Source organism: Entomomonas moraniae (assembly GCF_003991975.1).
Lineage (GTDB): Bacteria > Pseudomonadota > Gammaproteobacteria > Pseudomonadales > Pseudomonadaceae > Entomomonas > Entomomonas moraniae.
This window is the reverse complement of record NZ_CP029822.1, coordinates 3,265,116-3,279,270: the sequence shown is the minus strand read 5'-3', so window position 1 is coordinate 3,279,270 and position 14,155 is coordinate 3,265,116. Positions and strand designations below refer to the sequence as shown.

The window sequence follows — 14,155 nt, the reverse complement described above, 5'->3', positions numbered from 1 at the left end:
TAAAAATGCCGCTAAAAAAAGCGGCATTTTTAATATCAACAATAAATTCAATAAAGCTTACTGGAAAACAATTTCATCATCTTTCACAGTTGCATGAATCGTTGTTTTTGGCATAAATTTACCTGCCAAAATTTGTTGTGCTAATGGGTTTTCAATCCAGCGTTGAATAGCACGTTTTAATGGACGCGCCCCATACACGGGATCAAAACCAACGGCAATCAACTTATCCATAGCCGCTTGGTCTAACTGTAAGTCTAACTCACGCTCAGCTAAACGCTTGCGTAAACGATTAAGTTGAATATCAGCAATACCCGCAATTTGCTCTTTAGCCAATGGATCAAAAACCACCACTTCATCGATACGGTTAATGAACTCAGGTCTAAAGTGATTATTCACTGCATCCATCACCGCTGCGTATTGTGCTTCTTTATCACCTACCAACTCTTGAATCTGACTAGAGCCTAAGTTAGAAGTCATAATTACTACGGTATTACGGAAATCAACCGTTCTACCTTGACTATCCGTTAAACGTCCATCTTCAAGTACTTGCAATAAGATATTGAATACATCAGGATGCGCTTTTTCAACCTCATCCAACAACACCACAGAATAAGGACGACGTCTTACCGCCTCAGTTAAATAACCACCCTCTTCATACCCGACGTACCCTGGAGGAGCACCGATTAATCTGGCAACAGAGTGTTTCTCCATAAACTCAGACATATCAATACGCACCATTGCATCTTCGGTATCGAATAAGAAAGCAGCTAATGCCTTACAAAGCTCTGTTTTACCAACCCCTGTAGGGCCTAAAAACAAGAACGAACCACTGGGGCGATTAGGGTCAGACAGCCCGGCTCTCGCACGACGCACGGCATTAGATACCGCAACAACAGCAGCCTCCTGACCAATCACGCGTTTATGTAAATCGTCTTCCATATGAAGGAGTTTTTCACGCTCACCCTCCATCATTTTAGACACGGGAATCCCCGTCCACTTAGAAATAACCTCAGCAATTTCCTCTTCAGTTACTTTATTACGTAACAAACGATTTTCAGGTTGGTGCTCAGTATTTTTTACTGCCTCATCCAATTGTTTTTCAAGGTTGGGAATGGTACCGTATTGTAACTCAGCCATTTTGTTCAAATCGCCTTTACGACGGGCATTCTCTAACTCAGTACGCGCTTGTTCAATTTGTTGCTGAATTTGCGCTGTCCCTTGAACACCTGCTTTTTCAGATTTCCAAATTTCTTCTAAATCAGCGTATTCTTTTTCAAGCAGACTGATATCAGACTCTAATTTTTGAAGACGTTGTTTAGCCGCCTCATCCTGCTCTTTCTTAAGTGCTTCGCGTTCAATTTTCAACTGAATTAAACGACGCTCTAACTTATCTAAAGCTTCAGGCTTAGAGTCAATTTCCATCCGAATACGACTAGCCGCTTCATCAATTAAATCAATGGCCTTATCAGGCAATTGACGGTCAGGAATATAACGTTGTGATAACTTAGCGGCTGCAATAATTGCGCTGTCAGTGATCGAAACACCATGATGAACTTCATAACGCTCTTTCAAACCACGTAAAATCGCAATGGTATCTTCTTCACTGGGTTCATCAACCAATACTTTTTGGAAACGACGCTCTAACGCTGCATCTTTTTCAATGTATTGGCGGTATTCATCTAACGTAGTAGCACCAACACAGTGTAACTCACCACGTGCTAGAGCAGGTTTTAACATATTCCCTGCATCCATCGCTCCGTCAGCTTTACCTGCGCCAACCATGGTATGAATTTCATCAATAAAGAGGATAATACGTCCTTCTTGTTTACCAAGCTCATTAAGTACCGCTTTTAAACGCTCTTCAAATTCACCACGGAATTTAGCACCGGCAATTAATGCTCCCATGTCTAACGCTAATAAGCGTTTATCTTTTAAACCATCGGGCACTTCACCGTTCACAATACGCTGTGCTAAACCTTCAACAATGGCCGTTTTACCCACACCTGGCTCACCAATTAACACAGGGTTATTTTTGGTACGACGTTGCAATACTTGGATGGTGCGGCGGATCTCATCATCACGACCAATCACAGGATCAAGCTTACCTTCTTCAGCACGCTTGGTCATATCTACTGTATATTTGCTTAAGGCTTGGCGTTGATCTTCTGAGTCAGCATCATTAACGCTTTGTCCACCACGTAAATTATCAATAGCATTTTCTAGGGCTTGTTTGCTTACACCCTGCCCTAACAATAACTTACCTAATGCGGTGCTATTATCTAGTGCAGCAAGCAACACTAGTTCACTAGAAATAAATTGGTCACCCTTTTGTTGTGCCAAACGATCTGCTTGGTTCAACAAACGAGATAGATCTTGGGAAATAGTAATATCGCCCGTTGGATTTTGAATTTTAGGCAAATCAGCAATGGCTTTATCTAGCACTGTATTTAGCTGATTAACATTAAAACCAACTTGACCTAATAATGGCTTTATTGAACCACCTTGCTGATTTAATAAAGCAGAAAATAAATGCAATGGTTCTATATTTGGATTATCTTGCCCAAGGGCTAAAGATTGTGCATCTGCTAATGCACTTTGTAACTTACTGGTAAAGCGGTCTATACGCATATAATAACGCTCCTATTTTTGAGGCTAAGCTATATTAGTTAAACACTCATAACATAACTCGCAATATGTATCATTAGATAAGGTCGTTTATAATAAAGTTCAAGGGTTGTTTTACATTATCTGCTAAAATAATTAATAAAATAATTATCAAAATATATTAGGAGCACTCATGAAAGGTAGAGTACGTTGGACAGGTGAAAGACAGTTCATTGCAGAGTCTGGCAGTGGTCATACGGTAGTCATTGATGGCCCACCAGACCATGGTGGCCGCAACATAGGCATTCGCCCCATGGAGATGCTATTACTGGGACTGGGTGGTTGTAGTAATTTCGATGTAATCAATATTTTAGAAAAAGCACGCCAACAGGTAGAAAGCTGTGAGGTTTTTTTAGATGCTGAACGCGCAGAAACAGAACCAAAAGTATTCACTAAAATTCATTTACACTTCGTAGTAAAAGGACGTGAACTTAAAGAGGCTCATATAAAGCGCGCCATCGATTTATCCGCTGAGAAATACTGCTCTGCAGCAGCCATGCTTCGAGCTGGTGGGGTCGAAATAACGCATGATTATGAGCTAATAGCGTCTAATTAATTATCGCTTATAAAAAAGCCCAGTGATGACTGGGCTTTTTATTAAATTCATCAAAAACTATAACGATAACCTAAATTAAATTTTGCATTATCAAACTGGTTACCTGTTGCATAATCGGCCTCTGCATAAATGTTATGTTTTTTATTGATATTAACATCAACACCAATGCCATTATCAAACCAATTAGAACGGAAACTATGGTCTTTTTTATCGCCATCATTAAAACGGTAGCTAGCACCACCACTCATTTCCCTTACAAATCCCGTTTTAACATAGACATTAACGGGTGTATCACCTTGAATTTGATAGCCAAAAATACCACTCACTCGGCTTAATGTACTGTTATAGTGGCTTAATCCTACGTTAAGCCCATTACTGGCTTTCACTGTATCACCTGTTTGATAGCCATAAGATAATTGTGCTTGAGGCTCTAAATAAAAGCCTTGCTTTTGACTTCCCATCCAGAAACGTTTACCAACCTCCATAGAAAGACTTACACCATGAGTTTTACCTGTTCCTTTAACACCTTTTCCTGCGGTATCTTTTACATTAAAGTGGTTTAGCATACGGTTAAATTTCAGAACATTATCGATGTAAAAGCCATTATCGAGTAAATAGGTGGTATAAAGCCCCGCCGTATAGTTTTTACCATTTCCATCCCCCTTACGATAGTTAGGGTTGGTTCGTGTAAAACCAGCCATAGCACCAACGACTAAACTGCCATTATCCACATCAAAAGATTTATCTATACCAAACTGGGTGCCTGTGTAGGTCATATCAAAACCTTTTAATGAATTCCCTGCAAATGAGTTTAGTTTTCCACCAAAACCTTTAACCCAAAAACCATCTTGCTTAGCGGTACCATACTGATTGTTACGTAAATCGCCCATACGCTGTAAAAGCGTTTGATTCTCAATATAATTTGTTAAATAACCAATATTAAGAAAACTTCCCGCAGCTTCAGCTGTTGTTGTTAATTTACCACCACCGCCAGACCTACCTGCTGCATAAAGTTCAAGATTATTCGGCGATCCCGCAACTGCTCTTAAGCCATATTCATATGCGCCTAGTTCAACATTATTCACTAGACTAAAGTTACCAAGCGGAGTATTGCCTGCACCAGTTTTTACAATAGTCAAGGTTTCTGTTCCGTCGGTGGCAGCGGAACCATTATTGGTTACTCCAATTTTATGATTACCTGCTATGGTACTATCAACAATAAGAAGATCGCCCTGCTGGCCAACAATATCCGTGTTCATATTAAAGGTAGCACTACCATTGAGCGTGTTAGTGGTCAGTTGAGTAAACTGTTGATTCCCCCCCACAGTTGGTAATTTTATAAAGTTAACAACGCTATTATTTAATGTCAAATTTGTTACAGTAGATTCTTTCATCTGAGTCGTAGCATCAGGTATAGCAGAACTATTGTTCATACTCCAGACACTGTCAGTCATAGTAATATTAACTGTACCACCGTTTTCAGTCAAAGAATGGCCTTCAAAAACAGAACCTGCCGTCGCATTTATATCAATTTTACCAGCACTTAAAAATGCATCAATATTACCTTTTATATTAATTTTTCCAGTAATATCAATAGTTGCATTATTAGCAAATAAGGCAGAACCTATACCATCATCGGATTGTATCTCTGTCTTTCCGAGAAGGGTAACTTTAGCACCACTTGTTGCATACACAGCAAAAATTGAGGCTGTTGCATTAGCTGCACGCTCTGTTTTAATTGTAAGGTCTATCCCTCCAATAGTACCATTACTGTCCGCCCTTAATCCATAAGCTCCCTTGGTCTCAACATCTGTTTTCGCTATATTAAGTTTTGCCCCAGTCCCTTGAGAAAAAACGCCTGCTACTTTAGGCGTAAGACTCGTATCATTAGTTATAACTTTATTTCGATTAGCATCTGTCCCAACATATGTTAGGCTACTCACAACAGTTCCACTGCCTGTATAAGTATTCGCATTAACATCAAGACCAAATGATCCATTTGTCTCAACACTACTACCCTCACCAATTCTTATTTTTCCGCCTGCTCTTGCTAATACACCCGCCGATAACGATCCTGATGTTTTAACTGTAAGACCAGTACTTGCGTTTACCACACCTCCATTATTCAATGCAACAATCCCGTTTGAATTATTTCCTATCGTTGTTATGGTACTACCATTACCAAGCTCTATTTCACTGTAGGAATCCGCATAGGCACCTATAGCATTGGTTGTATTGATGGTTACATTGTCATTTACTTTAATAATATTTTTATTGTTAGTATCTCCAGAATCATTTTTCTGATTAGCTGCTTTTAAGCCAGCACTCGCCCCAGCTTCTAGATTCTTACCGCCTACTACCGTTATTATTGTGTTACTCCCTGTTAAAGTAACATTGCCACCATTTTGAGTCCTTATTCCAACAGCTCCACCTGATTCTTTTTTATTATTATCAATATATGTATTTGTTGCACTAACATTCAAATTCTCAGCGGTTAAGCTTGTTCCTCTACCGACGACCTCCACACTACTGACTGTATTAACTTGTGCATCATCAATAGGCGTATTGCCTGTTACATTAATAGAAGTACCTTTCCCCAAATTATTTGAGTTATTACGGTTGGTTACGCGAACACCCGTTGCTTTATTACCATTTGCAATGTTGATCTCTGTTTGTCCATTAACATTCAAAGAACCTGTTACTGCTGATGACTCAACTCCAATAATACCCGTTGTGTTACTGGGTACATTATAAATAACCCTATCACCATCATTTAAACTTATAGGCTGATTACTAGATATCGGAGAATAATCTGTAGCCACTGCTTGTATGCAATTCAATTCAAAAAAAATACCAGTAAATAGTATCAACTGTATTTTACTCACTCCTGTGAAGCTACCCATTTTATCGCCATCCCTCCATTTAAAACTATAGATATTGAGTATAACTTAATTATTATTTTGAAAAAAATAAAGGCTAGCATATAGCTAGCCTTTATTTATTTATTTTTGCTAAAGCAACTAAAACACCTTTTTATTTGCTAACTGCATTGCACGATTCAGTGCACTAAATAGGGCTTGAAAACTAGCCATTGTAATATTCTCATGAATACCGATGCCGTGTAAAGAGCGTCCACCATCCATGCGTATTTCAATATAGGCAGCCGCATTAGCTGTACTTCCTACACCAATAGCATGTTCGTTATAATCCATTATTTCAACATTTGTAGGAATCGCTGAAACAGCAGCCTCTAGTGCGCCTTTACCAACTCCATGCCAATGTTCAGTCTTACCGCCTACATTTACTTCGAGGCGAACTGTACTCTCTCCGTTCTCTTCTTGCAAGCGATGTTTTATCAATTGTACAGGTTCTTTTATTTGTAAATATTCCCGATCTAACAAATCATAAATCTGTTTAGATGTCATTTCTAACCCTAAGCGATCAGTTTCTTTCTGCACAATCTGGCTAAACTCAATCTGCATACGGCGTGGCAAGCTGATACCATAATCTTGCTCCAACAAATAAGTAATTCCACCTTTACCTGATTGGCTGTTCACACGAATAACTGCATCATAGCTACGCCCGATATCGCTTGGGTCAATGGGTAAATAAGGAACTTCCCAATACTCTTTATCTTTTTGTAAAGCAAATCCCTTACGGATCGCATCTTGATGAGAACCAGAAAAAGCTGTGTGCACTAAATCACCAACATACGGATGACGAGGATGAACACTTAACTGATTACACTCCTCAACCACATGACGAACACTGTCGATATCTGAAAAGTCTAACTTTGGATCAACGCCTTGTGTATACATATTTAATGCCAATGTCACAAGATCAACATTCCCTGTACGCTCACCATTACCAAACAAACAGCCCTCGACACGGTCTGCACCGGCTAATAAACCTAACTCAGTTGCGGCAATACCTGTACCACGGTCATTATGACAATGCAAACTAATAATCACGCTGTCACGGTGATTAACGTGGCGACCAAACCATTCAATTTGGTCGGCATAAACATTAGGTGTAGAACACTCCACTGTGGCAGGTAAATTTAAGATTGCTTTCTTTTGTGGTGTTGGCTTCCAAACATCTAGCACAGCGTTACAAATTTCTACAGAAAACGGTAACTCTGCCATACTAAAGGTTTCAGGTGAAAACTCAAAAGTCCAATCAGTTTCAGGTTGTTCTGCTGCCAACTCCGCAAATAATTTTGCCGATTTCACTGCTGTTGCTATCATAGCCGCTTTATCTTGCTTAAAGACGATATTACGAAATGACGGCGATACAGCCACATAAAAATGGACAATTGCTTTCTTAACACCACGTAAGGATTCAAATGTACGACGAATTAAATCCTCGCGTGCTTGAGTTAACACTTGTATAGACACATCATCTGGAATGTGGTTTTCTTCAATCAAATGTCTAACAAAATCGAAATCCGTCTGTGATGCTGAGGGGAAAGCCACCTCAATTTCTTTTAAACCTATGTCTACCAATGTTTTAAAAAACTTCATTTTCTTTTCGGCATCCATCGGTTCAATCAATGACTGATTACCATCACGTAAATCTGAACTAGACCATATTGGTGCTTTCGTGATGGTTTTAGAGGGCCATGTACGATCAGAGATGTCAACGACAGGAAATGGACGATACTTATTTGCAGTGGCTTGTTTCATAGACATAATAAAAATTCCTTCAAAAAGGGAGATCAACAATTATTTTTAGCGTTTAGTTTTAGTAAAAACAGAGTCGCTGCGCCACTAATTTTAGGCAGCAAAATTGCCGATAGAGTATAAGTATGTGAGATATTTTCATGGCACCACAATAAAATAAACAAAAAATAATTGCAAACTAGAAATAAAAATTAGTTATAAACACCAATAAAAAAATAAAAACAAAATAAAAGATCGATAAAATTAAAAAACAAGCAATAAAAATAACAAGGCAATAGTTAACGCCTAGCTAAAATAAATAAATGCCTTATAATATCCTCCATCCTTTTTAAACAATAGCATTTATGCAACTTTTCAGACATAAAACTAAACAGTTTCATTTTGTTTTTCTCAGCTTATTTGCGATATTGATGCTCACCTTTGGGCCATTCACTTCGCAACTATTAGCGGCTATTGCAATCGAACAAAAAGTATCAACAAATAGCCCATCCTCCCGTGGATGTGACTCAACTACTGAAAAAAACCATCACCTAACAAACTCATCGGTACAAACAAAACCAATCAACAAAATGCCCGCTCATCACTCGATGAGTTTATGTGGCTACTGTGATTTACTGCATACTCCGATTACTTCTACATTTATTCCTTTTTCCATACAATCTTTATCCGTTCACCAACAGACCATCCAGTATCACGCGCCTATTTTTTTTCTATTAGGCTATAACTACCCTTTAAGCCAAGCACCTCCTCTCTTTTCTTAACATATCAATAAAAACAGGGGCTTGTATAAAGCACCATCCTCTATTTTGTTAAAGGAAAACCTTAATGGCTAAACCTACTTATAAGCAGGCTTACTTAGTTTTGGGTGTTTCTGTGCTTTCTCTAAATGTAGCCACATTAAGCTATGCTGAAGAATCTAAGACACATAAATCATCGGAAACTGATATCACATTAGATACGCTAGTGATCACATCATCGCCTCAAACATCACCACTCACCGTAGTAACCGACCCAAAACAACCACGCCAACCTGTGCCAGCCAGTGATGGCGCTGACTACCTAAAAACCATACCGGGATTCTCAGTGGTTAGAAAAGGAGGATCTAATGGCGATCCTGTTTTTCGAGGCATGTTCGGATCACGCCTGAATATCTTGACCGATGGCGGCACCATACTGGGAGGGTGTGGCGGTAGAATGGATGCACCCACCTCTTACATTGCACCAGAAACCTATGACCGTATCACCCTCATCAAAGGGCCTCAAACTGTGATTTGGGGACCAACTGCTTCAGCAGGGACTATTTTATTTGAGCGAGACCCTCAATATTTCTATAACCCTGAAGCACATATCAGCGGCAGTGTACTTTTTGGTACTGATGGACGTTTTGATAAAACACTTGATGCTATTGGTGGCAATCAATACGGTTACTTTAGATTCACAGGTAATCAAGCAAAATCCAATGACTACCATGACGGTGATGGCAAACGAATACACTCGAAATGGAATAAATGGAACGGTGACCTTGCTGCGGGTATCACACCAGATGAAGATACCCTACTTGAACTCACAGCAGGTCGAGGCAATGGTGAAGCACGCTATGCTGATCGCGGCATGGACGGCTCTCGCTTCTTAAGAGAATCTTACGGTGCAAGATTTGTAAAATCTAATATTAACGACGTATTAACCAAGGTAGAAGCACAGGTTTACTATAACTATATTAACCATGTGATGGATAATTTTAGATTGCGCCACATGAACCCATCCAAAAATTGGATGGAGTCAAACCCTGACCGCCGTACATTAGGTGGAAGAATTAGCACAACATGGGAGTGGAGTGATTTTAAGCTACAAACAGGTGTTGACGCTAAACGTGATACTCATCGTAATAAAAATCGTCAGATGATGTTAACCACCAAGGGTTGGACTAAAGATGCTTACTTCACCAACTACGGTGCTTTCGGTGAGCTCACATGGTATACCAATGACAAAAATAGGATTATTACAGGTGCTCGAGCAGACCATTACAAGGTCAAAGCAGAACAAACTGATCAAGAAAGAACCAAAACGCTACCCAGTGGTTTTATTCGATACGAACATGATCTCACCAGCTCCCCTACAACCCTTTATGCGGGGCTTGGCCATGCTGAACGCTTTCCTGATTACTGGGAGCTTTTTAGCAGCGCTAATAAAAAAGCCATCTTTAACAAACTCGGTCCAGAAAAAACTACCCAAATCGATTTTGGTGCACAATATGATAATGGTCGATTGAGTGCTTGGGCATCAGGTTATGTAGGTTGGATTAATGACTATATTTTATTTACCCAACAAGGTTCTGCCAATAATGCCAATAACATTAATGCCAGAGTCATGGGGGGAGAACTAGGTTCCGCTTATAAGCTAACAGATCATTGGTCAACTGATGCTAGCTTAGCTTATTCATGGGGAAAAAATAGCACACAAAATAAAGCGCTACCACAGATGCCTCCCTTAGAAGTTCGATTAGGACTTAACTACCAACGTGAAAAATGGTCTGCGGGGGCATTGCTTCGTTTAGCGGACTCACAACATCGTGTTGCCGTTAATCAAGGTAATGTCACAGGGAAAGACTTTGGTAAAAGTTCAGGCTTTGCTATTTTCTCACTCAATGCAGGCTATGATATTAACAAAAATTTGAAACTGACAGCAGGTGTTGATAATCTCTTCGATAAATATTATGTCGAACATTTGAATAGGGCTGGCGTTAATATGTTTGGTTTCTCTGCTAACCAACAACTACCTGAACCTGGAAGAACCTTATGGACTAAGCTATCCTTTGATTTTTAAATAATACAAAAACAGGTTGGTTTAACTGGCCAATCTGTTTTTATAACGGACTAACCCCTGTCCTTAAAAAAAGACCTTACAAACAAAATCCCCTTTTAGAATGACTTCTCTATTACAATAGTGATTATTTTATAACAGATTATTCTTTTTATTATGATAGATACTACGTTACTTCTTTGGTTAAGTATTGCCGCTGTTAGCATCATTATTGTTTTATTAGCCACTATTATTTATAGCCTATATCAACAGTTGTGCTCGGCACATTTAAAGATACAGGGACTACAAACACAACAGCAAGAATACCACGTACAAGCAGAAAACTTTAAAACCCAAGGTAATCAACTTAAAGAGTACAATACAGAGCTAAAAAATAACTACCAACAAATCGCTAATAAGCTAGAACAATCACAACTACAGTGTATACAACTGAGTAATCAAAACACTGAGCTTAACACCCTACTCAAACAAAAAGAAGAGTATTTCGAACAACAACTGAAATTACTTAATGATAATAAACAGCAACTCAAACTTGAGTTCGAACAGCTTGCTACCCAAATATTTGAGGCTAAAGGAAAAAGCTTTAATGAACAAAGCCAGCAATCTTTACAATCCCTACTCACCCCGTTTAGAGAGCAAATCTCTGTTTTTAAACAACGTGTCGAAGAAATTCACCGTAATGAAACTATCCAAAAAGCCACTTTAAATCAAGAATTACGGCATTTAAAAGAGTTGAATCAGCACATCACCGAAGAAACTCAGAACCTCACCTTAGCTTTAAAAGGTGATAAAAAAATGCAAGGTAACTGGGGTGAACTTATTTTAGAAAATGTTCTTGAGCGTGCGGGATTACAAGTTAATAAAGACTACTATATACAAAAAAGAATTCATTCACCTGAGGGAGATAATCAAGTCCCTGACGTTATCATCCAGCTACCCCAACACAAACACCTTATTATTGATGCAAAAGTTTCACTTAATGCTTATACGCGCTCAATCAATGCAGAAACAGAAATACTTCAAAGCGTTGCACTGAATGAACATACCAAAGCAGTAACTGAGCGTATTAAAGAACTTTCTGAACGATTCTATTACCAATCACCTGAAGTTAACTCTCCCGAAATAGTGATCATGTTTATTCCTATCGAGTCTGCTTTTGTGAGCGCATTAAAAACCGACGAAACACTCTTTCAAAAAGCGATTGATAAAAATATCTTAGTCGCCACTCCCACCACGCTACTTGCCTGCCTAACCATTGTTAGACAACTATGGCGATTAGAAAATCAAAGCCGTAATACACTCGAACTCGCCAATACCGCTGGTAAAATTTATGACAAACTGCGCACCTTTTTAAACAGCATGGATAAAATTGAAAAAGGATTAGTGAGTGCACAAGATGCTTACCAAGAAGCTAAAAGACAATTACTTGATGGCCGAGGTAATCTGGTTAATCTCGTTAATGGCTTTGTAGAACTCGGTGTTACTGTAAAAAATGAAATCAATGAGACATGGCAAGAAAAAGCGGCATTAGGTATTGAAGCCTCAAAAAATGAGTAAGTCCAATTAGTCATTATAAAAAAAAGCTACATATATAATGTAGCCTTTTTTATACTTCAAGTTTATAACCAGTGATGACTCTATGGTTTAAGATATTTACCTAAATCAAAATCAATAGTATAAGTTGCGATTAAACGATTATCATCCATATTGTTATCAGCCCCAGAACGGAACATACCATTTTTCCATGCAAATTCTAAGTTCTTTAAAGGACCTGATTGGATTTTATAAGCTAACTGAATATCACGTTCCCACTCAGTTGTTCTTTTACTGTTAATCGGTGTAATACTGCTGCTATTAACTTTATGAAGATTGCTACCTTTCAAATACTTAATACTAGCTGTCAATCCAGGAACACCAATATCAGCAAAATTAAATGCATACTGAGCAAACCAAGTACGCTCACCCGCATTAACAAACTTTCCAACAAGGCTATCAGTCCAAACATAGGCAGTAGAACCACCCGCACCCGACCAAGCAGATCCTTGATCTAAGTAAGGAAGCTGGCTATTACCAGAAAGACTTTGATAACCAGCTGTCAAACTGTGCCCATCTAGTTTATAGGTTAAAGCTAAACTCCATGTTTGGTTATCCACTTCACCCTTATTATTATAGCCTTTAATACGATAACCTTCTGCACGGCCAGAAGCTTTACCATTCTTACCATTTGAATCACTATAAAAATAACGTACATCAGTAGTTAATGACCCAACAGGTAAAGCAAGTTTGTGGTTTAATCCTAAGAAATGTTGATTGTAAAACTCTTTCAAACCACCATAGTAATAACTCAATTTTAAATCTTTAACAACTGAAGGGGTGTATTCAACACCACCAAAATAAAACTTATTTGATGCTACGCCCTTTCCTGCACCGGAAACTGATAATGATTGCTGATTAGTTGAAGCACGGCCTTTAGCATGCTCTAACTTACCACCTAAAAACGTAAAGTCTTTAAATTCGTTTGAAGTAATCATTCCACCATCAAATGTTTGAGGTAGTAAACGACCATTATTCGCAACAATCACTGGCATATTAGGAATGAAAGTACCATACTTTGCTTCTGTTTTTGAGACACGAACTTTAGCTGCCGCACCAAAGCTACCAAAGCTACTCTCAGCTTTACCATTACGCTTTAATGGGAATAATGTTCCTGGGTTACGGTCAATACCTGCTTTTCCTGAACGACCACCAGAATCTAAACGATAACCTATCATCCCTATAGCATCAACACCAAACCCTACTGTGCCTTGAGTAAAACCTGATTTATAATCAAAAATAAATCCTTGCCCCCACTCCCGCAATTGTCCAGAGCTATTTTGATGCTCTCTATTATCAGTATTAATATAATAATTTTTGGCTGTAATAGTTAGTTTACTATCTTCTAAGAACCCATGTTCTTGAGCAGTAGCATTAAAGGGTAGGCAAAGCGTTGAGGTACAAGTGGCAGTTAATATCAGCAATTTTCTCATAAATCGATATCCTAAGTGTTGGCTTGGCACATATGTAGTTATAGTATAATACACTTTTGTAACATTTCTTTAACGCTCTCATACCTATGTATGAGATATCATATTAATATTATTGGAAACATTAATATGTCAAAGTTAAATTCCCCCCTAACCTCTATTCAATTTATTACAGTATATTACTTATTTTAGTATAGACTGACCAGCTTCTAATGGGTACAAGTCAATTTTTTTATACTTTTTCTCATCGTACGTTAATAATTGATCTTTTTTCACACATAATACTGGACTAAATGTATAAAAACTTTTAAATAGACGGAGAAATTATTATTTTTTATTCCATAAAGCTATTTCTTTATGAATAAATAGAACTTTTAAGCATAATCAGAAACTGATATCTTGTCTTTACA

At 38.4% G+C, this 14,155-nt stretch carries 8 protein-coding genes; 4 read left to right on the top strand and 4 right to left on the bottom strand.

All coding sequences use genetic code 11. The features are described from left to right. Positions 1–57: 57 nt before the first annotated feature. A complete protein-coding gene (gene clpB / locus DM558_RS15285; RefSeq protein ID WP_109703663.1) occupies positions 58–2,628 on the bottom strand; it encodes an ATP-dependent chaperone ClpB in 2,571 nt (856 codons plus the stop codon). Between the two features lie 169 nt (positions 2,629–2,797). On the opposite strand from clpB, the gene DM558_RS15280 reads away from it, so the two are divergent. Continuing rightward, positions 2,798–3,220: an OsmC family protein gene (locus DM558_RS15280; RefSeq protein ID WP_127164721.1), complete on the top strand. Its 423-nt coding sequence runs from the start codon at positions 2,798–2,800 to the stop codon at positions 3,218–3,220. Positions 3,221–3,270: 50 nt separating this feature from the next. Here DM558_RS15280 and DM558_RS15275 read toward each other — a convergent pair whose 3' ends face one another. Further along, positions 3,271–6,123 (bottom strand): autotransporter outer membrane beta-barrel domain-containing protein, encoded by a 2,853-nt coding sequence (locus DM558_RS15275; protein ID WP_127164720.1) that lies wholly within the window; start codon positions 6,121–6,123, stop codon positions 3,271–3,273. A 117-nt stretch (positions 6,124–6,240) separates the two neighbouring features. Continuing rightward, positions 6,241–7,911, bottom strand: a complete 1,671-nt coding sequence (gene leuA / locus DM558_RS15270) for a 2-isopropylmalate synthase (RefSeq protein WP_127164719.1) — start codon at positions 7,909–7,911, stop codon at positions 6,241–6,243. A gap of 335 nt (positions 7,912–8,246) precedes the next feature. Here leuA and DM558_RS15265 point away from each other — a divergent pair, with 335 nt between their 5' ends. The 3 genes from DM558_RS15265 (at position 8,247) to rmuC (ending at position 12,279) form a co-directional block, all read left to right on the top strand. Further along, positions 8,247–8,663: a DUF2946 domain-containing protein gene (locus DM558_RS15265; RefSeq protein WP_127164718.1), complete on the top strand. Its 417-nt coding sequence runs from the start codon at positions 8,247–8,249 to the stop codon at positions 8,661–8,663. 64 nt (positions 8,664–8,727) lie between these two features. After that, positions 8,728–10,725 carry a TonB-dependent copper receptor gene (locus tag DM558_RS15260; protein WP_127164717.1) on the top strand — a complete coding sequence of 666 codons (1,998 nt, stop codon included), beginning with the start codon at positions 8,728–8,730 and terminating at the stop codon, positions 10,723–10,725. Between the two features lie 153 nt (positions 10,726–10,878). Beyond that, positions 10,879–12,279 (top strand): DNA recombination protein RmuC, encoded by a 1,401-nt coding sequence (gene rmuC / locus DM558_RS15255; protein ID WP_127164716.1) that lies wholly within the window; start codon positions 10,879–10,881, stop codon positions 12,277–12,279. Positions 12,280–12,359: 80 nt separating this feature from the next. Here rmuC and DM558_RS15250 read toward each other — a convergent pair whose 3' ends face one another. Then, on the bottom strand, positions 12,360–13,748 hold the full coding sequence (locus DM558_RS15250) for an OprD family porin (protein WP_127164715.1): 1,389 nt from the start codon (positions 13,746–13,748) through the stop codon (positions 12,360–12,362). Between the last annotated feature and the right edge of the window lie 407 nt (positions 13,749–14,155).

Excerpts from the sequence above, each read along its gene's own strand:
- DM558_RS15280 (WP_127164721.1), top strand. The coding sequence starts at position 2,798 with ATGAAAGGTAGAGTACGTTGGACAGGTGAAAGACAGTTCATTGCAGAG.
- DM558_RS15250 (WP_127164715.1), bottom strand. The coding sequence starts at position 13,748 with ATGAGAAAATTGCTGATATTAACTGCCACTTGTACCTCAACGCTTTGC.
- DM558_RS15265 (WP_127164718.1), top strand. The coding sequence starts at position 8,247 with ATGCAACTTTTCAGACATAAAACTAAACAGTTTCATTTTGTTTTTCTC.
- DM558_RS15260 (WP_127164717.1), top strand. The coding sequence starts at position 8,728 with ATGGCTAAACCTACTTATAAGCAGGCTTACTTAGTTTTGGGTGTTTCT.
- clpB (WP_109703663.1), bottom strand. The coding sequence starts at position 2,628 with ATGCGTATAGACCGCTTTACCAGTAAGTTACAAAGTGCATTAGCAGAT.
- rmuC (WP_127164716.1), top strand. The coding sequence starts at position 10,879 with ATGATAGATACTACGTTACTTCTTTGGTTAAGTATTGCCGCTGTTAGC.
- leuA (WP_127164719.1), bottom strand. The coding sequence starts at position 7,911 with ATGTCTATGAAACAAGCCACTGCAAATAAGTATCGTCCATTTCCTGTC.
- DM558_RS15275 (WP_127164720.1), bottom strand. The coding sequence starts at position 6,123 with ATGGGTAGCTTCACAGGAGTGAGTAAAATACAGTTGATACTATTTACT.